The organism is Phenylobacterium sp. (genome assembly GCF_041919955.1).
Classification (GTDB): domain Bacteria; phylum Pseudomonadota; class Alphaproteobacteria; order Caulobacterales; family Caulobacteraceae; genus Phenylobacterium.
The window spans coordinates 63,107-85,563 of sequence record NZ_JAYRSU010000011.1 but is presented as its reverse complement, the minus strand read 5'-3'; the positions used below and the strand labels follow the sequence as shown (position 1 = coordinate 85,563).

The following is a 22,457-nucleotide window of genomic DNA, read 5'->3' as shown; positions in this document are numbered from 1 at the left end:
CCCTAGTGCCGGAACACCCGCACGCCGGTGAAGACCATGGCGAGGCCGCGCTCGTCGGCCGCCTCGATCACCTTGTCGTCGCCGATCGAGCCGCCCGGCTGGATCACGGCGGTGCAGCCGGCGTCAGCGGCCTGGATCAGGCCGTCCGGGAACGGGAAGAAGGCTTCCGACGCGCAGGCCGAACCCTTCAGGTCCAGCCCGAAGTCGGCGGCGCGCAGGGCGGCGATCCGGGCCGAGTCCTTGCGGTTCATCTGGCCGGCGCCGACGCCCAGGGTCTGGCCGCTCTTCGCATAGACGATCGCGTTCGACTTCACGTGCTTGGCGATGGTGAAGGCGAACAGCATGTCGCGCACTTCCTCGTCGGTGGGCGCGCGCTTGGTCACCACCTTCAGGTCGGCCGCCGTCAGGTTGGCCGTGTCGCGGCTCTGGATCAGGAAGCCGCCGGCCACCGAGCGGAAGACGTCGCCCGGCGCGTGCGGGTCCGGCAGGCCGCCGGTGGTCAGCAGGCGCACGTTCTTCTTCTTGCGGAACAGTTCGACCGCCTCGGGATCGGCGTCGGGAGCGATGACCACCTCGGTGAAGATCTCCAGCACCTTGGCCGCAGTCGCCGCGTCCAGCTTGCTGTTCAGGGCGACGATGCCGCCGAAGGCGCTGGTCGGGTCGCAGGCCAGGGCGCGCTCATAGGCCTCCGCGAGCGTCCCGCCGGTGGCCACGCCGCAGGGGTTGGCGTGCTTGATGATCGCGCAGGCCGGGGCCTTGGCCGGATCGAACTCGGCGATCAGCTCATAGGCCGCGTCGGTGTCGTTGATGTTGTTGTAGCTGAGCTCCTTGCCCTGGAGCTGCTTGGCCGTCGCCACGCCGATGCGGGGATTGGCGAAGCGGTAGAACGAGGCCTTCTGGTGCGGGTTCTCGCCATAGCGCATGGTCTGGACCAGCTCGCCGGCGAAGGCGCGGCGGCGCGGGGCTTCCTCGCCCAGCGCCTGGGCGAACCAGGCCGAGATGGCGGCGTCGTAAGCCGCGGTGCGGGCATAGGCGCGGGCGGCCAGGGTCTTGCGCAGGGCCAGCGAGGTCGCGCCGGCGTCCTTCAGCTCGGCCAGCACCTCTTCCAGGTCGGCGATCTCGGTGCAGATGGCGACATAGCCGTGGTTCTTGGCCGCCGAGCGGACCATGGCCGGGCCGCCGATGTCGATGTTCTCGACGCAGTCCTCGAAGCTGCCGCCCTTCGCGACGGTGGCCTCGAACGGATAGAGGTTCACATAGACGATATCGATGGCGCCGATGCCGTGATCGGCCATGGCCTTGGCGTGATCGGCGGCGTCGCGCACGCCCAGCAGGCCGCCGTGCACGATGGGATGCAGGGTCTTGACCCGCCCGTCCATCATCTCCGGGAAGCCGGTCAGGTCCGAGACGTCCTTCACCGGCAGGCCGGCGTCGGCGATGGCCTTTCGCGTGCCGCCGGTCGAGACCAGTTCCACGCCGGCCGCGGCCAGGGTCTTGGCGGCCTCGATCAGGCCGGTCTTGTCCGAGACCGAGATCAGGGCGCGTTTCGGTGCGACGCGGTCGGGAGCCGGCGGGAAGTCGGGGGCGGCAGGCAAGGCGCTCTCCTAAAGACGGTTCAAAAGGAAATTGCCCAGGCGAGCGGCGCTATGAGATCCGCGCTCCCCGGTGGTCGCCCACCTTGATTTCGCCAGTCACGCGGATGGCGGGGCTTTAGGCCCCGCGCGTTCCAGCGTCAATGCGCACAAGGTCGCGCCGCGGTCAGGTGATCCGCTTGACGCTGACCGGGTCGCTGCCCGGGAAGCTCTCTTCCAGGCCCTCGTCCAGCAGCGCTTCCTGCCGGTCCTCGGCTTCCTTTTCCTTGTCGGCGAGCTGGTCGTGCTTCTCGTTCTCGCCAAGCGGCTTGGCCGGGCGCGCGTGCGGCGCCTCGGCCCGATGGTCGCCCATCTGCGGGCGGCCCTCGACGGCCGCGTCGGCCGCCGCAGCGCCGGAGCCGATCGATCGGTCGGCAGGCTTGTCTTTCTTCAGGATGCCCATCTGGTTCTCCCTTGGGTGTCGAGGGATCAACTCATGGCGCGCGCGGCGGTTGCGCCGCAGGGGCCTCTTGGCGCAAAGCGTTGCCCGGCCGGTGCTTTCGCTGTAGCAAGCCGCCGACCCTTTCCCCGGAAAAGAGCATATGGCCGAACTTTACGACGTCGCCGCCATCGGCAACGCCATCGTCGACGTGATCGCTCCGGCGACCGACGAATTCCTGGTCCAGCAGAATATGGACAAGGGCGCCATGATGCTGGTCGACGAGACCCGCAGCGCCGCGCTCTACGCCGCCATGGCGCCGGGCGTCGAGGCCTCGGGCGGCTCGGCCGCCAACTCCATCGCCGGCGTCGCCTCGTTCGGCGGCCGCGGCGCCTTCCTGGGCAAGGTCGCCGACGACCAGCTCGGCAAGGTCTTCACCCACGACATGCGCGCCATCGGCGCCCACTTCGACAACGCCCCGCTGCTGAACGGCAAGGCGACCGCGGTCTCGATGATCAACGTCACGCCCGACGGCGAGCGGACCATGTCGACCTTCCTGGGCGCCTCGACCGAGTTCGCCTCGGACGACATCGACCCGGCGGTGATCGAGGCGGCCAAGATCGTCTATCTCGAAGGATACCTGTTCGACGCCGAAGCGGCCCGCCGCGCCTTCGCCAAAGCCGCGGGCCTGGCCCACGCCTCGGGCCGGATGATCGCCATCACCCTGTCTGACGGCTTCGTGGTCGAGCGCCACCGCGAGGGCCTGCTCGGCTTCCTGGAGACCCAGGTCGACCTGGTGTTCGCCAACGAGACCGAGCTGACCGCCCTCTTCCAGACCAGCGACTTCGACGCCGCCGTCGACGCCATGCGCGGCAAGGTCAAGATCGCCGCCGTGACCCGCAGCGAGAAGGGCTCGGTGATCATTGCGGGCGGCGAAACCTTCGCGGTTCCCGCCTTCCCGGTCGAGAAAGTCGTGGACACGACGGGCGCGGGCGACCAATACGCAGCCGGGTTCATGTTCGGCCTCGCGACCGGCCGGCCGCTCAATGTCTGCGGCCAGCTCGGCTCGCTCGCGGCGGCCGAGGTGATCTCGCACTATGGCCCGCGGCCCCAGGTCAGCCTCAAAGACCTGGCGGCGTCGAAAGGACTCTGACGGATGGCCCGCACCGCGGAAGTGGTCCGCAACACCAAGGAGACCCAGATCACGGTCCGCGTCGATCTGGACGGCTCCGGCGTCGCCGACGTCGAAACCGGCGTCGGCTTCTTCGACCACATGCTGGACAGCTTCGCCCGCCACAGCGGGATCGACCTCCATGTCCGCACCCAGGGCGATCTGCACATCGACTTCCACCACACGGTGGAGGACACCGGCATCGTCATCGGCCAGGCGATCCACAAGGCGCTGGACGGGTTCAAGGGAATCCGCCGGTTCGGCCACGCCTATATTCCGATGGACGAAACCCTGACGCGCTGCGCCGTCGACCTGTCTAACCGCGCCTACCTGGTCTGGAAGGTCGCCTTCAAGACCCCGAAGATCGGCGAGTTCGACACCGAGCTGTTCAAGGAATTCCACCACGCCTTCGCCATGAACCTCGGCGCCTGCGTGCATCTTGAGACGCTCTACGGCGACAACAGCCACCATATCGCCGAAAGCGGCTTCAAGGCCCTGGCCCGCGCCCTGCGCGCGGCCGTCGAGATCGACCCCAAGACCCATGGTCACGCCCCGTCGACCAAGGGCGTCCTGTAGGAAGCATCCCTATGCAGAGCGTCGCCCTGATCGACTACGGGTCGGGCAACCTTCGCTCGGCCGAAAAGGCCCTGGTGCGCGCCGCCGACGGCCGCGCGGACATCGTCGTCACCAGCGACCCGGACAGGGTCGCCGGCGCCGACCGCATCGTGCTGCCTGGCGTCGGCGCCTTCGCCGCCTGCATGCGGGCGCTGGGCGAGCGCCCCGGGCTCATCGAGGCCATGACCGTGGCGGTCAAGGAGAAGGGCGCGCCCTTCCTCGGCGTCTGCGTCGGCATGCAGCTGCTGGCCAGCCGCGGGCTGGAGTTCGGCGAGACCCGGGGCCTCGACTGGATCGCCGGCGACGTGCGCCGCATCGAACCGGCCGATCCCGCCGCCAAGGTCCCGCACATGGGCTGGAACGGCCTCACCGACCTTCGCGGGCCTGCGCTGATCGCCGGGATCGGCCAGGCGCCGATGTACTTCACCCACTCATTCGCCTTCCATCCGACCGATCCGGCGGACGTGGCGGCCTATGTCGACCACGGGGGCAGGTTCCCCGCCGCGGTCGCCAGGGGCAATGTCGCAGGCGTACAGTTTCACCCTGAAAAGTCGCAAAGCGCCGGCATCGCCCTGCTGGCGCGTTTCCTGGAGTGGCGACCGTGATCCTCTATCCGGCCATCGACCTCAAAGACGGCCAGTGCGTCCGTGTGCTGCACGGCGACCTCGACACCGCCACGGTGTTCAACACCTCGCCCGCCGCCCAGGCGGCCAGCTTCGTGGAAGCCGGCTTCCACTGGGTCCACGTCGTCGACCTGAACGGGGCCGTGCAGGGCAAGGCCGTGAACGAGCAGGCGGTGGAGGCGATCCTCCAGGCCGTCTCGATCCCCGTCCAGCTGGGCGGCGGCATCCGCAGCCTGAAGGACGTCGAGCGCTGGATCGAGGCCGGCGTCTCCCGCGTCATCCTCGGCACCGTGGCTGTCACCGAGCCCGAAATCGTCCGGGATGCCGCCCGCCTCTGGCCCGAGCAGATCGCCGTCTCGGTCGACGTGCGCGGCGGCAAGGTGGCGACCCAGGGCTGGACCGAGAGCTCCGACCTCGACGCGGTCACCGTCGCCAAGCGCTTCGAGGACGCCGGGGTCGGCGCGCTGATCATCACCGACATCGACCGCGACGGCACGGTGATGGGCTTCAACGTCGAGGCCTTCGGCGCCATCGCCGACGCCGTCTCGATCCCGGTCATCGCCGCCGGCGGCCTCGCCAGCGTGCAGGACATCGTCAAGATCAAGGCCCGCAAGGGCGTGCCGATCGCCGGCGCCGTGCTGGGCCGCGCTCTCTACAACGGCGCGATCACCCCAGAAGAAGCCCTGAAGGCGGCCGCCTGATGCTGAAGGTCCGCGTCATTCCGTGCCTGGACGTCAAGGACGGCCGCGTGGTGAAGGGCGTGAACTTCGTCTCGCTGCGCGACGCCGGCGATCCGGTCGAGCAGGCCACCGCCTATGACGCCGCCGGCGCCGACGAGCTGATGTTCCTCGACATCACCGCCAGCCACGAGCGGCGCGGCGCGATCCTCGACGTCATCGCGCGCACCGCCGACGTCTGCTTCATGCCGCTCAGCGTCGGCGGCGGCATCCGCCAAGTCGAGGACGCCCGCCGCCTGCTGCTGGCCGGCGCCGACAAGATTTCCGTCAACACCGCCGCGGTCGAGAACCGCGACCTGATCAGCGCCTGCGCCGACGCCTTCGGCTCCCAGGCCGTGGTCGTGGCCATCGACGCCAAGCGCACCGATGGGGGCTGGCGGGTGTTCACCTATGGCGGGCGCACCGACACCGGGCTCGACGTCGTGGACTACGCCGCAGATGCGGTGAAGCGCGGCGCGGGCGAGATCCTGCTGACCTCGATGGATCGCGACGGCGCCAAGACCGGCTACGACCTCGACCTGCTCAAGGCTGTGACCAGCGCCGTGAACGTGCCGGTGATCGCCTCGGGCGGGGCCGGGAACGCCCAGCACATGGTCGACGCCGTGGTGAAGGGCGGGGCCGACGCGGTGCTGGCCGCCTCGATCTTCCACTTCGGCGAGGTCTCGATCGGCGAGGTGAAGCGGGAAATGGCCAAGGCCCACATCCCGGTGCGCATCACGGAGGCCGCATGAGCCGCTTTTCCGACACCCTGGAGCGCCTGGCCGCGACCATCGAGGCCCGCAAGAGCGCCGATCCGGCCAGTTCCTATACCGCCAAGCTGCTGAGCGAAGGCGTCGAGCGCGCCGCCAAGAAACTTGGCGAGGAAGCGGTCGAGACCGTGATCGCCGCCATCCAGGGCGACGCCGACGCCCTGGCCGCCGAGAGCGCCGACCTGATCTATCACTGGCTGGTGGTCCTGGCCCGGGCCGGCGTCTCGCTCGACGCCGTGGCCGAGCGGCTGGAAGCCCGCGAAGGCGTCTCCGGCATCGCCGAGAAGGCGGGGCGGAAGCCTTAGTTCCTCCCCCAGAGGGGAGCAATTGACGCCTCAGCCCTTCACTGGCGTCGTCCACAGCGCATCGACCGGCTTGCCCAGCACCCTGGCCGCGGCCGGATGCAGCACAGCCGGCGAGAGCTTGCCGCCCTTGGCCGCGGCCAGCATCCAGGCCTCCAGGTTACCGCCGGTCCGGTCGTAGCCCTCGGCCTTCAAGAGGCCGTAGATCCCCGCCGCCAGCACGTGCATGCCCTGGTCGCCGTTCGTCCAGCGCTCGGCCGCCGGCTTGTACACATAGCCCAGCCGCTCCTGGATGATCTGGTCCAGGGCCTGGATGGTGTCCTCGTTGAGGATGCCTTCGAGGCTGTTGTAGCCGGTGCCCTTGTCCTTCTCGGCCAGGATCTTCGCAAACAGCGGGTCCTTGCCCAGCACGTCCAGGCAGGCGATCGCCACCGGGCCCTTCATGTCGAACGGCGGGTGCAGCATCTCGTGGGCGGCGGTCAGCACCACCACCTGGTCGCGCGCGCCGACATGCGTCAGAAACCGCTGGCCCTGCACCTTCACCCCGTGCGGGCGGCAGAACCACAGCAGGTCGATGTGGATCTCCGGATCGAACTTGCGGCCGGTCAGCCGCTGCTGCTCGCTGATCACGTCCAGCCCCGACAGCAGGGTGTCGAGTTCGGCGGTGCGCTTGGCCAGGGGCGCATCGATCAGCCCATGGCGGAAACCGGCGAAATCGGCGGCCTTCAGGGCGTTCAGCACCTTGGCCAACCGCTCGCGCCCGGCGAGGAAACGATTCCAGTCGGCCTCGTCCCAATATGTGCTCGCCGCAAATGAGGGCTTCAGCACGGTCTCGGCCTTGGCGAGACTCGCCAGCACGTCGTCCAGGCGGTCGGTGGGCCCGCCCGAGAAGATCAGCGTCAGGCCCGGCCACAGCAGCCCGCCGGCGGCGTCCGCCTCGGCGTGCAGGCTGGCCAGCGCCTCCAGCGCGTCAGCCGGCAGCTTCGGCTTGAAGGCGGCCAGTTCGTCGCCGTAGTAGCGGGCGTAGAATTCCTTGCCCGACAAGGGGCCGAGGAAGGCGATGGCGTCCATGCCCTCGCTGGGGCGGACCTTCCAGCGGGTCCCGCCCGCCGCCTGGGCGAGCGCGGGAAAGGGCAGGGCCAGCAGGGCGGCGGCGGAAAGAAGGGCGCGTCTGTTCATGCCCCTTCTGTGCCCGTCCGGTCAGCGCCCGGTCTTGTCTCCACTTGACGCCTTGCGCCAAGCGCCGGGCGCCGCTCCGGTCACCGCGCTGACCGCGCGGCTCATCTGCGCCTGGTCGGAGAAGCCGGCGTCGAGCGCGACCTGGGCCAGGGGCGCGGCGGTCTCGATGGCGCCGGCCAGGGCGCGGCGCATCTTCACCTCGTGCCGGAAACGCTTGGGGACGACGCCGAACGCGCGGCGAAACCCGCGCGAGATGGTCTCGGCGGCCAGGCCTCGGGCCTGGGCCCAGTCCGCCAGCGAGATCTGCGGGTCGGCGGTCAGGGCCGCGGCCAGTTCGTCAGGCCAGTCGAGGGCCTGGGCCTGCAGCCGTATCACCGACCTATTGAGCGCCATGGCCGCGGCGACCGGGTCGCGCTCGGCCGCCCGCACCACCGCATCGGCGTCGGCCACGCGACCGAAATATCCGCTCACGCCATGGGCGGGCAGGTTGAGGATCACCGCCCCGGCCCGCGCCACGCCGTTGCGATGGCAGGTGTAGAGGCCGTGCATGGCCACGTCGCCGGGACCGAGCAGCCGCCGGCCCTGGTCGCCGGCCTCCTCGTAGCCGCCCTCCAGCACCAGCGAGACATAGGCCTCCTCGTGCCGGTGGCAGGTGATCTGCTGACCGGGCGCCAGGCGCTGTCGGATCGGAGGCGCGCTCATGGCTCGGATTTAGGATCTAAGTCGCCGGGGTCCAGCGCATCTTCATGTAGATATCGCCCTCTTCCAGTTCGTCGAGCATCTGCTCCAGCCGCTTGCGGCGGGTCTCTTCCTTCCGCGCGCGGGTGATCCAGCCGACGTAGTCGTTGCGCTGGAATGGCGGGCGGGCCTCGTAGGCGGCGGTCAGGTTCCGCGCAGCCAGCGCCTCGCGCACGAAGCTCGGCATCGGGTTGAGCGGACGTTTCAACGTCATGGGCAATCTCCAGCACGCACACAACAAAGATCTAAAGCAAAGGTTCTAATGCGGCAGGACGAGGGTGTGGCTGACCCCGGGACCCTCGTTCCGGACAAGCGTCCCCCCGGACCGCTTGGCGAAGCCTTCGACTAGCTTGCGCCCCAGCCCGCGGCTCGTCGCCAGGGCGCCGGCCGCCATCCCGACCCCGTCGTCGGCGACGGTCAGGCTGCAGCCCGCGCCGTCGTCCCGAAGCGAAACCAGGATGCGTCCGGCCCGCCCGTCCGGAAAAGCGTACTTCGCCGCGTTTGTCACCAGTTCGTTGACCACCAGCCCCGCCGCCACCGCCCGGTCGCGGCCGACCGGGCAGGCGCCGAGCGCCGTCTCCAGCCGCACGCGGCCGCTGAGCAGCAGGCCGTCGGCGAGGTTTTCGCAGAGCTCGCCGAGATAAGCGCCCAGGTCGATGGTCTCGCCCGCGTCGTCGGGCGAATAGAGATAGGCGTGGGCCGTCGCCATCGAGCGCACCCGCCGCAGGGCGTCGCCCAGCGCCTGTTCCGAGCCCGCATCGGCCGCACGCCGGCGCTGCATGTCGATCAGGCTCTCGACCATCTGGAAATTGTTCTTCACGCGGTGATTGAGCTCGCGCAGCAGCAGCTCGCGGGTCTCCAGCTTGGCGGCGCGCTCGGCCTCCACCTGGGCGTAGGCGGTGCGGAACGCCTGGGCCACACCCACCACCGCCGCCCCGCTGAGGGCGTTCAGGGCCAGCGCCGCGCCCTCGCTGGAATCCAGCGGCCCGAACCGGGCGTGGAACAGCACCATGTACCAGACCCCCAGCAGGATCAGCGCCAGAGCGATCAGCCCCGAACGCCACCCCGCAAGCAGGGTCGCCAGCAATACGAAGGGGAACAAAAAGACATAGGGCGGCGGGGCCGGCAGCATCATATCCAGCCCCAGCCGCAGCAGGCCCGCCAGGGCCGCGCAGATGCTCGCGCATACCCATTCGGTCACCCAGGTCGGGGTGCCGGGCGCCAGTCGGGCGCGCAGGTTGAGGTCGCCAAGGCCAAGCATGGGGCGCCCACAACGCGGCTATGTGGAGCGAAGGTCAAGAGCCTAGTCGCCTATAGGGCGAATGACTTGAAGCTTCGCGCTGAAGGCGGCTCGGCGACGGCTGGGCAAGCGCATCGGCGGGGCGCATAGTCGGGCCGTGATCGCCCAGTTTCCCTTCCTCCAGGCCCTGACCGAACGCGACCGTCGCTGGCCGCGGCTGGCGCTGATGGCCGCTGGCGCGCCGGTGGCTGTGATGCTCCTGGCCATGGCCGTGGCGATGGTGCTCTCGATCCTGACCGGCGGCGAGGTGTTCGCGGTCAGCGACCTGCCCAGGCTGCGCCGCTCGGCGGTCTATGTACTGCAGCTGGGGGCCGGACTGGGCGCCCTGGCCCTGGCGGTGATGCTGGCCGCCCGGGTGATCTTCGCCCGCAAGCTGATCACCTGGCTGACCGCGGCCCCGCACTTCCGCTGGGGCCTGGTCGGCTGGGGCGCGGCGGTGACCGCGGCCGGCGTCGCCGTGGTGATGACCGCCGACGTCCTGACCGGCAATGGCCAGTTCGCCCCGCCGATCCTCGACCCCGGCTCGGGGCTGGCGCTGAAGCTCTTCTATGTCGCCGCCGTGCTGATCGGCCTGTTCGTCGCCGCGACCGCCGAGGAGGTGGTCTTTCGCGGCTATCTGCTGCAGCAGACCGCCGCCTTCACCCCGAACGTCTGGCTGATCGTCGCCATCAACGCGGCGATGTTCGCCCTGGCCCACCTGGAGTTCGATCCGGCGGCGCTGGCCGCGCGGGCCCTGGCGGGGGCGGCATTCGCCTGGGCGGCCCTGCGGCTGGGCGGGCTGGAGTTCGCCATCGGCGCGCACGTGGCGACCAACCTGATGATCGCGCTCTTCCAGGCGCCGATGCTGCCCGAGGACGGCGAAGTCACCGGCGGGCTCGAGGACGTGTTCGGCGAGGTGATGCTGGCCTTCTACACCGTCTGGGCGGTGGAGATCACGCGGAAGATGACCCGGCTGATGGGGCCTATTTCTTCTCGAGCATGAGCTGGCCTTCCTTCTTCAGCCGGCCCTTCACCTTGTCGGCGATCATGGCGAAGAAGGGCGGCAGGTCGACCTCCATGCGGACCGCGTCCTCCAGCACGTCCAGGCGGCCGGCCACCGCCTGACCCACCACCTTGGCCGAGAACGCCAGGCAGTCGCCTTCCCAGGCCTTGGTCAGTTTCACGCCCTCGCCGAACTGATGGGTGATGCGGCCGATCCCCTCCTCGATCCGCCGCCGCGCCTCTTCGCGCCCGAGTTCGTGGGGAATGCTGACGACGATCGGCTTGGCCATGGCGATACCTCCGTGCGGCTATAACGGCCAGGCGCGGCGCGGGCTCCCGTTCATCCGCGCGGCTTACGCTTCAGGGCGACATAGAGCGCGCCCTCACCGCCGTGGCGGCGGTGGGCTTCGGAGATGCCGGCCACCACGCCGCGCAGCGCTGTTCCGCCCAGCCATTCGGGGGCGCGTCGCCGCAACACGCCGTCGCCGCGGGTTCCCTTGCCGGTGATCACCAGCACCGCGCGCGCCCCCTCGTCCCAGGCGCGCAGCACGAAAGCCTCCAGCGCTGCACGGGCGCGGTCCTGGTCCATGCCATGCAGGTCGATGCGCGCGCCGATCGGGTCGCGCTCCTTGGTGATCCGGTGCTTGCGGCGCGGCTCGATAGGGTCGACTTCGAGCTTCAGGGCCGTGCGCGGCGCGGGTTTGGCCTCCGACAGCGGCAGACGCGCGGCCGGATCGACCACGCGGCCGCCCGGCAGCTTCGGCTTGGCTGCAGGAGCCGGCGCGGCCAGGTTCAGCTCGCCCTTGCGGCCGGGCTTGGCGTGAACGGTGGCCGCGACCATCGCCCAGAGCTTCTGCTCGTCGGGGCGGATGGGCCGTTTCATCTATAGGGGCCGACCTTCGGGACCAGCCGGTGCATGCGCAGGGTGTGGCGCACCCGGCCCGCCTCCGCCCCGGCCGCCGCGCCCAGGCCCAGATAGAGGTCGGCGCGCACCGGCCCCTTGATCGCCCCGCCGGCGTCCAGCGCCACCACCGTGCGGCGGTAGCTGGGGAAGGCGCCGTTCAGCATCGGCGCCGTGCCGTCGATGAAGAAGAGCTCGCCCAGGCCGTTGAGGCCGGTGTCCACCGCGATCGAACGGCCCGGCGGCAGCGGGATGCCCGCCGCGCCCACCGGCTGGCGGCCGTCGTCCGGGGCCAGGGTGAAGAACACGTAGCGCGGGTTCAGGCGCATGACCTCGTCGGCCCGCGGCCCGCGGTTGTCGGCCAGCCAGGCGCGGATCGCCTCGCCGGAGGTGTTGTTTGCGGCCAGCAGGCCGCGGTCGCGCATGGGATTGGCGATGCCGGCGAAGGTGCGCCCGTTGGTGGCGGCGAACACCGCCTTGGACCGGCGGCCGCTCGGGAAGGTCAGCACGCCCGAGCCCTGGATCTGCAGGAAGAACAGGTCCTCAGGCCGCATCCAGGCCAGGGCCTGGCCGGGCGAGGAGGTCTCGATGGCGGTGCGGTCGGGATAGGGCTCGGTCGCCCCGTCGGGGCGACGGCGCAGGGCCTCCTTGCCGGCGACCCCGGCCCCGACCATGTCGGCGGGCTTGGGCCGCACGGGAGCGGAGAACTCCGCGTCCGGCCGCTCGCGCGCCTCGTACTCCGGCGAGAAATAGGCGGTCAGCACGCCCTCGCCGATCACCCGCTCGGGCCGGAAGTTCTCTTCCAGGAAGGCGCGGGCCCGCGGGGCGTCCAGCGGGCCGATGGCCCGGGCGCGGCGGCAGACCTCGGCGAGCGCCGCGTCCCGTGCGACCCCGCAGGTGACGCGGAAGGCCTCGTAGCCGGCGGCGTGGTCTTCCTCGCCCCAGCCGGGCAGCTCGGCGAAAGTCTCTGGCTGGGCGGGCGGGCGCACCGGCTCCGGCGGACGCGGCGGCTGGGTCGGGCGCGGCGGAACCGGGCGCGGCGGCGGCACGGCGCTGGGCGTCGCGCAGGCCGCGACCAGCAGGGTCAGGATCAGCGCCGGCAGCAGACGCGAAAGATGTAGTAGTTCCAAGTCGCCCTCGCCCAGGCCCGTCTTCGGCGCACGACGCGCCGCGGGCCTGTCTTAGATTTCCATACGGGCGGGAAAGCGGCGGAAGGGTTAACGAAGCCCTTATCAGGCCTCGGCTGCGTCGACGTGGACGAGCAGCCAGTTCGGGTCTCGGCTCTTCAGGCTGCGCTCGAAGGTCCAGAGTTCGGCGGTGCGCTTGTCGTCCACGGCCTCGCCGTCCGGGCCCTTGGTGCGGCTGCGGAACTCGGCCAGGAAGCGGACGGTGATGCTGGCCACGTCGCCGCGCAGGTCGGCGCGCTCCATGTCGGCGCGCGGCGGGTGCAGGAACTCCACCGTTTCGGTGGCGCCCGCCGCCTCGCGGTCGGCGATGACGCTCTCGAAGCTGGACAGCACGTTGGGGGCCAGCAGGTTTTTCAGGGTCTCGCGGTCACCGCCGGCGAAGGCGCGGACCACCATTTCGTACGCGCCCTTGGCCCCGGCCAGGAACCGGCCGAGATCGAAACTCGGGTCGCGGTGCTTGATGGCCGGCAGGCCGGTCAGGCCCACCCCGTCGTCATCGGCCTGATCGATCGCCGCCGGTTGCCGGGCCGCGGCCGGCGCAGCCTTGTCGCCAGGCGCGTCCTCCGGTTGGCGGCCGACGCGCCGGCCCAGCACCGCATAGAGCTGGTACAGCACCACTCCGGCCAGGCCGGCGAAAATGATCAGTTCGAGGACTTGCAACTTCTTGGAGCTCTTCGGGACGTTCAAACTTCAATATAGGACAAGGAAACGCCCGCGTCAGGGGCGACGTTGCCATGCCCTGGGTCGCGTGATAGCAGCCGGGGCGACAACAGGACGTGAATGACGTCCGATCAACCGGATTTTCCCACTCATGACCGATACCGACGCCGCCGGCCCCGAGACCAACGGCGCGGGCGCCCCCGAGCCCGGCATCCGCATCCTCGCCCAGTTCATCCGCGACCTGTCGTTCGAGAACCCGCGCGCGCCCGAGAGCCTGCGCGCCCAGAACGCCGCGCAGCCGCAGATCGAGATGGGCGTCGAGATGAACGCCCGCGGCCGCGAGGACGGCCTGTTCGAGGTCGACCTGAAGCTGTCGGCCCGCGCCGAGCGCGACGACGGCCCGGTGTTCCACGTGGAACTGCTGTATGGCGGCGTCTTCCAGATCACCGGCGTTTCGCAGGAAGAGCTGGAGCCTGTGCTGCTGGTCGAGTGCCCGCGCTTCATGTTCCCGTTCGCGCGCCAGATCATCGCCGGCGTCACCTCCGACGGCGGCTATCCGCCCTTCATGCTCGACCCGATCGACTTCGCGGGCGTCTATGCGGCGCGCCGAGCCCAGGCCATGGGCGGCGAAGCCGTCGGCCACGCCTAAGATCAAGACGAAGATCTCCTCCCCTCCGGGGGAGGCGGCTCGCGGCCAGACCGCGAAACGGAGGGGGCCTGCTGAGTTCAGTCGTCCCCCTCGGTCAGCCATACGGCTAACAGCTCCCCCAGCGGGGGAGCAACTATCCCGCCCTCAGCCCATGCCCGTCGAAGCCGGCCGCCTTCAGCGCCTCGGCGGCCGCCAGCACCTGCGCCGGGATCTCGACCGGAACCTGGAAGCCGCGGGCCGGATAGGCGGCCATCCGCTCCAGGTCGCCGACCATCTCCTCGATCACCGGCGCCAGGCCGCGTTCCGTCTGTCCGTAGTCGTCCAGGGTCAGTAACGGCGCTGTGATGCGCGCCTGGATCAGCGGCCAATGCACCGGAACCGTCGCGCGCACCCGCGTCTGGGTCTGCGGCTTGGTCACGAACACCACCGCCTCGCCGCCCGTGAACCCCAGGATGTCGCGCGAAAAGGCGATGTTCTCGCCGATATTGGTCGCCCGGGTCTCCAGCATGAGGCGGTCCTGCGGCACGCCGCGCTCGGCCAGCACCTTGCCGAATACCTCGGCCTCGGTCGCCTCGAACAGTCCGCGCGTCCAGTTGCCATGAGCCCCGGTCGCCACCACCCGCGCGGCCGGATGGGCCAGGGCCAGGTCGGCGGCCCGATGCGCCACCCGCAGGTCGTAGCTGCCCAGGCAGACGATCGCCGCCGGCTCCCCGACCTCGTCGCTGCGCGCGTGGAAGGCCCAGAGCATTTCGGCGTGGCGACGGATCTCGCCGGGAATCCATTCCACGCAGGGCGCGTCGACGACGACCGCCTCGCGATCGCACATGACGATGTGCAACCGCCCGTCGGCCCTGAACTCGATGTCGCTGATCCAGCCGCCTTCCAGCGCCGCAAGGCCGTCGGTGAGCGTCGTCGCGCCAAGGCGGATCGCGCCCGCTATCCCGCTGTCGGAGCTTTCGTCGCTGAAGGCCGACCACTCGTCGTTGATCTCGAGCACGACGGCGTCGCCGTCGGCGCGAACCCCGACGATGTCCGCATCATGCAAGCCGCCGCGATGATGAAGCCATTCGGCGGTTATCTGACGGGTCCGATGTTCCACGGCCACAGTCTTGGAGTGTATGAATGACAATACTATATTCTAGGTCGATCGACGGAGCCATCATGGTGGCGCTGGACCAATGCATGGATCGCTTCGCGGTGGCGAGCCGCGAGCTGTTCAACAATTACTTCCGTCTGCATCAGCCGTGGTCCGATCCAAATGCGGCCTGGGACAGCCGCGACCTGTACGAACCCGTGCGCCAGGCGTTGTTCACGGCCCTGGTCATCACGCCTAACGGGCTGAGCCCAGCGGCCTACGGCGATCCGCAACCCGATCTGCTCGTCGCCCCGAGATCGGCCGAAACCCCCATCATGCTCAACCGCGAACGCTCGTCCGGCTACTGGGACCATCCCGTCACGACGATCGACCCGTCAGCGACCCTGCGGTTCGTGCGGTTCTTCGATTGGGCCGATATCGAGCGGATGGACCATGCCCATGTGATGGTCGAGGTCACTGCCTGGCCGGGCACGCCCGAGTTGGAAGGCAAGTTAGGCCTGATCGAGGCCCATCATGTTCGCTTCATCCAAGCCGAAGCCCATGCCGGTCGTCGATGAGGGGGCTTAAAGCCCGAACTTCCCCCACAACTCGTCGTTCTTCATGACCTCGCGCACGAACTGGGCGTGCAGTTCGCGCTCGGCGTCGGTGGAGCGGAAGGGCAGGGGGCGTGGCCGCGCACCGTAGGCGGCGGTCTTGGCGATGGCGACGGCCTGGGCGGCCATTTCGCGGGTGGTCAGCTCCAGGGTCAGCGCCCGGCCGCCCTTCAGTTCCAGGTAGACGGCGGCCAGCAGGCGGGCGTCGATCAAGGCGCCGTGCTTCTCGCGCTCGCTGAGCGAGATCTTGAAGCGCTTGCAGAGCGCGTCGAGCGAGTTGTGCATTCCCGGGAAGCGCTTGCGCGCCAGGGCCAGGGTGTCGATCCAGCGCTCCTCGGGAATGCCGGCGACACCCAGCGCTTCCAGCTCGTAGTTCACGAAGGTGCGGTCGAAGGTGGCGTTGTGGGCGATTATCGGCGCGTCGCCGACGAACTCGAGGAAATCGGCGTGGATCTCCTTGTCGCGGAACTTCGGCTTGCCGCGCAGGAAGGCGGCCGACAGGCCGTGCACCTTCTCAGCCTCGGGCGGCATGTCGCGCTCGGGGTCGATATAGACGTGGAAGCTGCGCCCGGTGGGCAGATAGTCCTCGATCTCCAGGCAGGCCAGTTCCACCAGCCGGTGGCCCAGGTGCGGCTCGAAGCCGGTGGTTTCGGTGTCGAGGACGATCTCACGCGCCATGGGTTCTACTTCGGCTGGTTCGCAGCGGCCATCAAGCGCGCGACTTGTCGCGAGCAGGACGTCTCTGTGGATCGCGCATGACTGCGATGATCTCGGCGACCTGTTCCCGCGCCGGCTCCAGGCCGCGGCCTGTGTCGACCACGAAATGGGCGCGGGCGCGCTTTTCGGCGTCGTGCATCTGGCGCGACAGAATGGCGTCCAGCCGGTCCGGCGTCATGCCCGGCCGCGCCAGCACCCGCTCGCGCTGCTGCTCGGGGGGAGCCGAGACCACCACAACCGCGTCCATGTTGGCGTCGCCGCCGGTCTCGTAGAGCAGCGGGATGTCCAGCACGACCATGTCGGCGCCTGCGCGTTCCGCGTCCTTGAAGAAGTGCACCCGGTCGGCGCCGACCAGCGGATGGACGATGGAGTTGAGCTTGCTCATCGCCTGGTCGTTCCCCAGCACCCGCTGGCGCAAGGCTTCGCGGTCGACGGCCCCGTCCTTGGTGACGCCGGGAAAGGCTTCCTCCAGCGGGTCCACCGCCGCCCCCCCGGTCTCGTAGAGGTCGGCCACGGCCGCGTCGGCGTCGTAGACCGGCACGCCCGCCTCGCGGAACATCTTTGCGGTCGTCGACTTGCCCATGCCGATGGAGCCGGTCAGGCCGATGATGAGCATGTGGTCCTCGTACTAAAAAGTGTCATCCCGGTTTCGGCCAGAGGCCGAAGACCGGGACCCAAGAACACCAGATGGCGGCCGATGTCGCGCGAGCCTTTCACAGCCCCAGCGCCGCGATCGCCAGCGCCCGTACATCGACATCCTTCGGCGGCGGACGGCCGTAGAAGTACTCGAAGCTCGGGACCGCCTGGCCGATCAGCATGGCCAGGCCGTCGACCGTGCGCCGGCCCAGTCCCTCGGCCTGCGCCAGAAACGGGGTTTTCAGCGGCTTGTAGACCATGTCCATCACCACGGCGCCGGGCGGGGTCGCCTCCAGCGGTACGTCCAGCGCCGCCGAGCCCGAGAGCCCGGCCGAGGTGGCGTTGACCACCGCGACCGCGCCTTCGAACGCCGCCGCCGCCTCGTTCAACGACAAGGCGACTGCGCCAAGCGGCTCTGCGATCTCCTGCGCTTTCAGAAGCGTGCGGTTGACGATCCGCACCTGCGGGCAGCCGGCCTCCACGAAGGCCGCCGCCGCGCCGCGCGCCGCCCCGCCGGCTCCCAGGATCACGACCGGTCCGGCCGCGGCGTCGAAACCCGGCGCCTGCTCGGCGAACGCGCCCAGCATGCCCAGGCCGTCGGTGTTGTCGGCCAGGATCGTCCCGTCCTCGCGGAACACCAGCACATTGGCCGCCTGGGCGCTGGTGGCACGGAAAGTCGCCTCGTCGGCCAGGGCCAGGGCCTGCCCCTTGAACGGCAAGGTGACGTTCAGCCCGGCGACGCTGCCCCCGCGCAGGGACTCGGCGAAGGCGGTGAACCGGCCCGGCTCGGTGGAGAACGGCACATAGACCCCGTCGATCCCCGCCGCCGCCAGCCAGGCGTTGTGCAGGATCGGGCTCATCGAATGGGCGATGGGGCGGCCGACCACGCCGGCGACCCGGGTGGCGCCCGACAAGCTCATGGCGTCAGCACCCCATGCCGGCGCAGCAGGTCCAGCAGGCCCATCAGCGGCAGGCCGAGGATGGTGAAATAATCGCCCTCGATGGCGCTGAAGAGCTGCGCGCCCGGCCCCTCCAGCCGATAGCAGCCGACCGAGCCCAGGGCCTGCTCGCCCTCGCCGGCCAGGTAGCTCTCCAGGAACTCGTCGGAAAAGTCGCGCATGGTCAGGGTCGCCGAGACCACCTCGCGCCAGATCGGCGCGCCATCGCGGGCCACCACCACGGCCGAGTGCAGCTTGTGCGGCTTGCCGCGCATGGTCCTGAGCCGCTCGCGGGCGGCGTCGACGCTTTCGGCCTTGTCGTACAGCCTGTCCTCGAATTCCAGGGTCTGGTCCGAACCGATCACGAAGCCTGGCCGCGAAGCCGATACCTTCACCGCCTTGATCTCGGCAAGCGCGTCGGCGACGTCGCGCGGCGTGGCGCCTTGCGCCAGCATCGAGGTCTTGACCGCATCCTCGTCGACGCCGGCCACCACCACCTCGAACGGCACGCCCGCCCCGGTCAGCACCGCGCGGCGCGCGGCGCTCTTCGACGCCAGGATCACATCGCTCATCAGCCCAGCACCTCGACCTGACCATGGCCGCCGTGCAGCAGGTTCAGCACCGCCGCGGCCGTCTCCTCGACGCTGCGCCGGGTCACGTCGATCACCGGCCAGCCCATGCGTTCATAGAGCCGGCGCGCCTTCACCGTCTCCTCGCGCACCGCCTCGATGTCGATATAGGTCGACTCCCGGTTCTCCTTGAGGCTCAGCAGTCGGTTGCGGCGGATCTGGATCAGTCGGTCGGGCGAGATGGTCAGGCCAACTACCAGGGTGTTCTTCAACTCGAACAGCTTCTCAGGCGGCGAGCGGGTGGGCACCAGGGGCACGTTGGCCGCCCGCACCCCGCGGTGGGCCAGATAGATGCAGGTCGGGGTCTTGGAGGTCCGCGAGACGCCGACCAGCACCACGTCGGCCTGCTCGAGATCCTGGCCGCCTTGGCCGTCGTCGTGGCCGATGGCGTAGTTCAGGGCGTCCATGCGGTTGAAATAGTCGTTGTCGAGGGCGTGCTGCACCCCGACCTTCCGGCTGATCGAAGCGCCCAGATAGCGCTGCAGCGAGGAGACCAGCGGGTCGAGGGCCGCGATGCAGGGCATGTCCATGCGCCGCACGCCTTCTTCCAGGGCGCTGCGCAGGTTGTCGTCGACGATGGTGTGGATCACCACCCCCGGCGCTTCCTCGATGTCGAGCAGGGCGCGCTCCAGCTGCCGGGGCGAGCGCACCAGAGCGTAGATGTGCTCGATCGGCAGCACGTTCTCGAACCGCGCGCAGACTGCGCGAGCCATGGCGTTCAGGGTCTCGCCGGTCGAATCCGACACCAGGTGGACGTGGAAATAGGTCGCAAGGCGCGGGTTGCCGGTCATTGGGCTCGTTTCGGCGCGTAAAGGGAGAACGTGAAGGCGCTCGCCAGGAAGTTGGGGATGAAAGAGTCGAAACCTTCTTAACGACGTCGGAGCGTTTTGGGGAATAGCCGGCGCGCTTCCGAGCCCCCTGTGAAGCTGCGGGATGAACCGCCCCGTTTGCACGGCGTCCGTCCACGGAGATGTTGGTTAAAAAAGTATGAACAGCCCCGCTTGTCCGCCACGGTTTGATGACTCCGGTTCGCTGACGTTAACTCCCCGTTAACCTCCTAACGAAAAGTAAATCCTAACGAGGGTTTAACGACTTTCCCCGCAATTCACAGGGTCGCAGTCCCATATCGGGACAGGCGGTTTTCACCTTGTTGAAAAGGGGTTGGCGAGGGGTATGGCCACGGTGTTTTCCCCAGCCGTCCACGGCCCTACCTCTATCTCCACTTCCTATTTCTAAAATCTAGATAGGAAGAAGGAGGGTGGCCGGGCTTGAGCCTTTCGTCCGAAGCCGGTTTAACGGCCGGCATGTCGGAAAGTTCAAAACCGCGCCTCCTGCGGGCGCTCGCGGGCGAAACCCTGGAACGGCCGCCGGTCTGGTTCATGCGCCAGGCGGGGCGATCCCTGCCGGAATATCGCGAGCTGCGGGCCCGTGCCGGAGACTTCATCTCGTTCTGCCACAATCCGGAGATGGCGGCCGAAGCGACCCTGCAGCCGATGCGGCGCTTCCCGCTCGACGCGGCCATCGTCTTCGCCGACATCCTCCTGATCCCCCGCGCGCTTGGCCAGGAGGTCTGGTTCGAAGCCGGCGAGGGCCCGCGCCTCGGCGAGCTGCCGCCGATAGAGTCTCTTCGCGATCAGATCGAGGCGTCCACCGGCCGCCTCGCCGACATCGGCGAAACCCTGCAAAGGGTCCGCGCCGAGCTGGAGCCCGAACGCGCCCTGATCGGGTTCGCGGGCGCGCCCTGGACGGTGGCGACCTACATGCTGGAAGGCCGCGGTTCCCAGCGCGAGGCGGCCCGGACCTACGCCTACCAGAATCCGGCCCAGCTCGACGCCCTGCTCGAGGTGCTGGTGGAGTCCACCGCCCGCTATCTGGTCATGCAGGCGAAATCCGGCGCCCAGGCGCTGAAGCTGTTCGAGAGCTGGGCGGAGAGCCTGGCCGAGGACATGTTCGAGCGCATCGTCATCGGTCCGCACAAGGCCATCGTCGAGAAGGTCCGCGCGGCGGGCGTCGACGTCCCCTTCATCGGTTTCCCGCGGGGGGCCGGCGCCCTCGTCCAGAACTATGCCGACCAGGTCCCGGTCCAGGCCGTGGCCCTGGACACCCAGGCCAGCGCCGCGCTCGGCCGCAGCATCCAGGCCGGCGGCAAGACCATCCAGGGCGCGCTCGACAATCTCCTGCTGCGGGCCGGGGGCCCGGCGCTGGACGCGCGCATCGACGCCCTGATCGCCCAGTGGAACGACGGACCCTATATCTTCAACCTCGGCCACGGGGTCATGCCCGACACGCCGGTCGAGCACATCGAGCGGGCGGTTCGCAGGGTGACGGGCAAGTGACCAGGCTGGCCGTCGTCCTCTTCAACCTCGGCGGCCCCGACGGCCCCGAGGCGGTGAAGCCGTTCCTCACCAACCTGTTCAGCGATCCGGCGATCATCACCCTGCCGGCCATCGTCCGCCTGCCGCTGGCGCGCATCATCGCCGGCGGGCGCGAGGCGGCGGCCAAGGCCAACTACGCGATCATGGGCGGCGGCTCGCCCCTGCTGCCCGAGACGCAGCGTCAGGCGCAGGCGCTGCAGTCGGCGCTGGCGAGCGCGCGGCCGGACCTGGAGAGCCGGGTGTTCATCGCCATGCGCTACTGGAAGCCGTTCGCCGACCAGACGGCGCGCGAGGTGGCGGCCTTCGCCCCGGACCAGGTCGTGCTGCTGCCCCTTTACCCGCAGTTCTCCACGACCACGAGCGCCTCGTCGCTGAAGGACTGGGCGCGGGCCTATCGCGGTCCGGGCGCCAGTCACACCGTCTGCTGCTATCCGACCGCCCAGGGCTTGGTCGAGGCGCACGCCCGCGCGATCAGCCAGACCTGGATCAAGGCGGGGCGGCCCGCCAACGTGCGCCTGCTGTTCTCGGCCCACGGCCTGCCCGAGAAGATCATCGCCGCCGGCGATCCCTACCAGGCCCAGGTCGAGGCGACCGCCGCCGCCGTCGCCGCCCTGCTGCCCGAACTGCCGGACTGGCAGGTGTGCTATCAGAGCCGGGTCGGGCGGTTGAAGTGGATCGGCCCGTCGACCGACGACGCCATCCGCGCCGCCGCCGCCGACGGCAAGGGCGTGCTGGTCAGCCCGATCGCCTTCGTCTCCGAGCATGTCGAGACCCTGGTCGAGCTCGACCACGAATATGCCGACCTGGCGCGCGAGATCGGCTGCGCGCCCTATCTGCGCAGCCCGACGCCGACCGTGGATCCCGCATTGATCGACGCCCTGTCCCAGGCGACGCTGGAGGCGCTAGACCGCGGGGCGGCGCCGGCGCCGTTCGGGCCGTGGACGTGCCCGGCCGGGCATGGCAAGTGCGCCTGCAGAGGTTAGGGGAGCTTCGCAATGAACCACTACGACCTGCTGCGCGGACTGCACATCATCGCGGTGATCGCCTGGATGGCCGGCATGATGTACCTGCCGCGGCTCTACGCCTACCACACCGAGACCGCGCCGCCTGGCACGGAGTTCGACCAGCACTTCCTGACCTGGGAGCGCAAGCTCCTGAAGATCATCATCAATCCCGCGATGATCATCGTCTGGATCCTGGGCGTCAGCCTGATCCTCTTCCATGTCTATGCGGCCAGGGAGGGCTGGGGTTTCCTGGCCCAGCCGTGGATGATCGTGAAGCTGGCGGCGGTGATCTTCATCTCGGGCTGGCACGGGTTCCTGGCCAAGTCCTACAAGCAGTTCCTGGCCGGCCAGCGTCCGAAGTCGGCCAAGTTCTGGCGCGCCACCAACGAGTTGCCGTTCCTGGCCGCGGTGATCGCCGTCCTCGCCGTGACCCTTCAATTCGGCCAGAGCTGATCCTATCTGAGCTCCAGCGACCCGAAGCCCCGCTTGACCCCAGGCGCGGCATGTGGTTCCGCTCATCGCACGTGGAGTCGCGCCGCGAAGCCACGCCCCGCCTTTACCCGTGCGCCGCGCGCTGGACGCCAGCCGCCGCGGCCCGGTCCCAAGACATTCACCGGCGCTTCCCGCGCCAACGCCAGATTCTCCCGGCGCCCGAGAACCGCTCGGC

General features: G+C 69.4%; 28 protein-coding genes and 1 riboswitch. Of the genes, 12 read left to right on the top strand and 16 right to left on the bottom strand.

Going from position 1 to position 22,457, the window contains the following annotated elements; genetic code table 11:
• Nucleotides 1–2 precede the first annotated feature (2 nt).
• Nucleotides 3–1,595 (bottom strand): bifunctional phosphoribosylaminoimidazolecarboxamide formyltransferase/IMP cyclohydrolase, encoded by a 1,593-nt coding sequence (gene purH / locus ACE3T2_RS11255; RefSeq protein WP_374657302.1) that lies wholly within the window; start codon nt 1,593–1,595, stop codon nt 3–5.
• A 26-nt stretch (nt 1,596–1,621) separates the two neighbouring features.
• Nucleotides 1,622–1,705, bottom strand: a riboswitch (ZMP/ZTP riboswitch).
• A gap of 53 nt (nt 1,706–1,758) precedes the next feature.
• Complete coding sequence (locus ACE3T2_RS11250) at nt 1,759–2,034, bottom strand: hypothetical protein (protein WP_374657300.1); 276 nt, start codon at nt 2,032–2,034, stop codon at nt 1,759–1,761.
• A gap of 139 nt (nt 2,035–2,173) precedes the next feature.
• On the opposite strand from ACE3T2_RS11250, the gene ACE3T2_RS11245 reads away from it, so the two are divergent.
• Genes ACE3T2_RS11245 through ACE3T2_RS11220 form a run of 6 tightly spaced genes read left to right on the top strand, consistent with a single transcriptional unit; the run spans nt 2,174 to nt 6,210 of the window.
• On the top strand, nt 2,174–3,163 hold the full coding sequence (locus tag ACE3T2_RS11245; protein WP_374657298.1) for an adenosine kinase: 990 nt from the start codon (nt 2,174–2,176) through the stop codon (nt 3,161–3,163).
• A gap of 3 nt (nt 3,164–3,166) precedes the next feature.
• Entirely contained in the window at nt 3,167–3,757 is a 591-nt protein-coding gene (hisB, locus tag ACE3T2_RS11240; RefSeq protein ID WP_374657296.1) for an imidazoleglycerol-phosphate dehydratase HisB, read from the top strand.
• An 11-nt stretch (nt 3,758–3,768) separates the two neighbouring features.
• Nucleotides 3,769–4,401 (top strand): imidazole glycerol phosphate synthase subunit HisH, encoded by a 633-nt coding sequence (gene hisH / locus ACE3T2_RS11235; RefSeq protein ID WP_374657294.1) that lies wholly within the window; start codon nt 3,769–3,771, stop codon nt 4,399–4,401.
• On the top strand, nt 4,398–5,120 hold the full coding sequence (gene hisA / locus ACE3T2_RS11230; protein WP_374657292.1) for a 1-(5-phosphoribosyl)-5-[(5-phosphoribosylamino)methylideneamino]imidazole-4-carboxamide isomerase: 723 nt from the start codon (nt 4,398–4,400) through the stop codon (nt 5,118–5,120). The genes hisH and hisA overlap by 4 nt, the downstream gene beginning before the upstream one ends.
• A complete protein-coding gene (hisF, locus tag ACE3T2_RS11225; protein ID WP_374657290.1) occupies nt 5,120–5,887 on the top strand; it encodes an imidazole glycerol phosphate synthase subunit HisF in 768 nt (255 codons plus the stop codon). Before hisA ends, hisF begins: the two co-directional genes overlap by 1 nt.
• On the top strand, nt 5,884–6,210 hold the full coding sequence (locus tag ACE3T2_RS11220; RefSeq protein ID WP_374657288.1) for a phosphoribosyl-ATP diphosphatase: 327 nt from the start codon (nt 5,884–5,886) through the stop codon (nt 6,208–6,210). The genes hisF and ACE3T2_RS11220 overlap by 4 nt, the downstream gene beginning before the upstream one ends.
• 30 nt (nt 6,211–6,240) lie before the next feature.
• Here the strand turns inward: ACE3T2_RS11220 and ACE3T2_RS11215 are convergent, their stop codons facing one another.
• The 4 genes from ACE3T2_RS11215 to ACE3T2_RS11200 are packed head-to-tail and all read right to left on the bottom strand — an operon-like array spanning nt 6,241 to nt 9,385.
• Entirely contained in the window at nt 6,241–7,386 is a 1,146-nt protein-coding gene (locus ACE3T2_RS11215; protein WP_374657286.1) for a hypothetical protein, read from the bottom strand.
• Nucleotides 7,387–7,407: 21 nt separating this feature from the next.
• A complete protein-coding gene (locus ACE3T2_RS11210; RefSeq protein ID WP_374657284.1) occupies nt 7,408–8,088 on the bottom strand; it encodes a helix-turn-helix domain-containing protein in 681 nt (226 codons plus the stop codon).
• 16 nt (nt 8,089–8,104) lie between these two features.
• Nucleotides 8,105–8,338 (bottom strand): YdeI/OmpD-associated family protein, encoded by a 234-nt coding sequence (locus tag ACE3T2_RS11205; RefSeq protein WP_374657282.1) that lies wholly within the window; start codon nt 8,336–8,338, stop codon nt 8,105–8,107.
• A 45-nt stretch (nt 8,339–8,383) separates the two neighbouring features.
• Complete coding sequence (locus ACE3T2_RS11200; RefSeq protein WP_374657280.1) at nt 8,384–9,385, bottom strand: sensor histidine kinase; 1,002 nt, start codon at nt 9,383–9,385, stop codon at nt 8,384–8,386.
• 136 nt (nt 9,386–9,521) lie between these two features.
• Between ACE3T2_RS11200 and ACE3T2_RS11195 the strand changes: the two genes are divergently transcribed.
• Entirely contained in the window at nt 9,522–10,406 is an 885-nt protein-coding gene (locus ACE3T2_RS11195) for a CPBP family intramembrane glutamic endopeptidase (protein ID WP_374657278.1), read from the top strand.
• On the opposite strand, the gene ACE3T2_RS11190 is transcribed toward ACE3T2_RS11195, so the two are convergent.
• The 4 genes from ACE3T2_RS11190 to timA form a co-directional block, all read right to left on the bottom strand.
• Nucleotides 10,387–10,695 carry a polyhydroxyalkanoic acid system family protein gene (locus tag ACE3T2_RS11190; RefSeq protein ID WP_374657276.1) on the bottom strand — a complete coding sequence of 103 codons (309 nt, stop codon included), beginning with the start codon at nt 10,693–10,695 and terminating at the stop codon, nt 10,387–10,389. The genes ACE3T2_RS11195 and ACE3T2_RS11190 overlap by 20 nt on opposite strands.
• A gap of 50 nt (nt 10,696–10,745) precedes the next feature.
• On the bottom strand, nt 10,746–11,288 hold the full coding sequence (locus ACE3T2_RS11185) for a Smr/MutS family protein (RefSeq protein ID WP_374657274.1): 543 nt from the start codon (nt 11,286–11,288) through the stop codon (nt 10,746–10,748).
• Complete coding sequence (locus tag ACE3T2_RS11180; protein ID WP_374657272.1) at nt 11,285–12,436, bottom strand: MltA domain-containing protein; 1,152 nt, start codon at nt 12,434–12,436, stop codon at nt 11,285–11,287. The genes ACE3T2_RS11185 and ACE3T2_RS11180 overlap by 4 nt, the downstream gene beginning before the upstream one ends.
• Before the next feature lie 102 nt (nt 12,437–12,538).
• The gene (timA, locus tag ACE3T2_RS11175; RefSeq protein ID WP_374657270.1) at nt 12,539–13,153 is read right to left on the bottom strand and encodes a TIM44-related membrane protein TimA; all 615 of its coding nucleotides are present in this window, start codon (nt 13,151–13,153) and stop codon (nt 12,539–12,541) included.
• A 151-nt stretch (nt 13,154–13,304) separates the two neighbouring features.
• Between timA and secB the strand changes: the two genes are divergently transcribed.
• Nucleotides 13,305–13,802, top strand: a complete 498-nt coding sequence (gene secB, locus ACE3T2_RS11170; RefSeq protein WP_374657268.1) for a protein-export chaperone SecB — start codon at nt 13,305–13,307, stop codon at nt 13,800–13,802.
• Between the two features lie 133 nt (nt 13,803–13,935).
• Here the strand turns inward: secB and ACE3T2_RS11165 are convergent, their stop codons facing one another.
• A complete protein-coding gene (locus ACE3T2_RS11165) occupies nt 13,936–14,847 on the bottom strand; it encodes a YdcF family protein (RefSeq protein WP_374657266.1) in 912 nt (303 codons plus the stop codon).
• A gap of 116 nt (nt 14,848–14,963) precedes the next feature.
• Between ACE3T2_RS11165 and ACE3T2_RS11160 the strand changes: the two genes are divergently transcribed.
• Complete coding sequence (locus ACE3T2_RS11160; RefSeq protein ID WP_374657264.1) at nt 14,964–15,455, top strand: hypothetical protein; 492 nt, start codon at nt 14,964–14,966, stop codon at nt 15,453–15,455.
• A 6-nt stretch (nt 15,456–15,461) separates the two neighbouring features.
• Here the strand turns inward: ACE3T2_RS11160 and dnaQ are convergent, their stop codons facing one another.
• The 5 genes from dnaQ to ACE3T2_RS11135 all read right to left on the bottom strand — a co-directional run bounded on the left by dnaQ (nt 15,462) and on the right by ACE3T2_RS11135 (nt 19,202).
• Entirely contained in the window at nt 15,462–16,169 is a 708-nt protein-coding gene (gene dnaQ / locus ACE3T2_RS11155) for a DNA polymerase III subunit epsilon (protein WP_374657262.1), read from the bottom strand.
• 31 nt (nt 16,170–16,200) lie between these two features.
• Entirely contained in the window at nt 16,201–16,824 is a 624-nt protein-coding gene (gene coaE, locus ACE3T2_RS11150; RefSeq protein ID WP_374657260.1) for a dephospho-CoA kinase, read from the bottom strand.
• Nucleotides 16,825–16,921: 97 nt separating this feature from the next.
• Nucleotides 16,922–17,764 (bottom strand): shikimate dehydrogenase, encoded by an 843-nt coding sequence (gene aroE / locus ACE3T2_RS11145; protein ID WP_374657258.1) that lies wholly within the window; start codon nt 17,762–17,764, stop codon nt 16,922–16,924.
• Nucleotides 17,761–18,354, bottom strand: coding sequence for a nucleoside triphosphate pyrophosphatase (locus tag ACE3T2_RS11140; protein ID WP_374657256.1), 594 nt, complete (start codon nt 18,352–18,354; stop codon nt 17,761–17,763). Before ACE3T2_RS11140 ends, aroE begins: the two co-directional genes overlap by 4 nt.
• Nucleotides 18,354–19,202: a pyruvate, water dikinase regulatory protein gene (locus ACE3T2_RS11135; RefSeq protein ID WP_374657254.1), complete on the bottom strand. Its 849-nt coding sequence runs from the start codon at nt 19,200–19,202 to the stop codon at nt 18,354–18,356. Before ACE3T2_RS11135 ends, ACE3T2_RS11140 begins: the two co-directional genes overlap by 1 nt.
• Before the next feature lie 513 nt (nt 19,203–19,715).
• Here ACE3T2_RS11135 and hemE point away from each other — a divergent pair.
• The 3 genes from hemE to ACE3T2_RS11120 are packed head-to-tail and all read left to right on the top strand — an operon-like array spanning nt 19,716 to nt 22,243.
• The gene (gene hemE, locus ACE3T2_RS11130; protein ID WP_374657382.1) at nt 19,716–20,747 is read left to right on the top strand and encodes a uroporphyrinogen decarboxylase; all 1,032 of its coding nucleotides are present in this window, start codon (nt 19,716–19,718) and stop codon (nt 20,745–20,747) included.
• Nucleotides 20,744–21,769, top strand: coding sequence for a ferrochelatase (gene hemH, locus ACE3T2_RS11125; RefSeq protein ID WP_374657252.1), 1,026 nt, complete (start codon nt 20,744–20,746; stop codon nt 21,767–21,769). Before hemE ends, hemH begins: the two co-directional genes overlap by 4 nt.
• 12 nt (nt 21,770–21,781) lie before the next feature.
• Nucleotides 21,782–22,243, top strand: coding sequence for a CopD family protein (locus tag ACE3T2_RS11120; protein WP_374657250.1), 462 nt, complete (start codon nt 21,782–21,784; stop codon nt 22,241–22,243).
• The last annotated feature ends 214 nt before the right edge of the window (nt 22,244–22,457 follow it).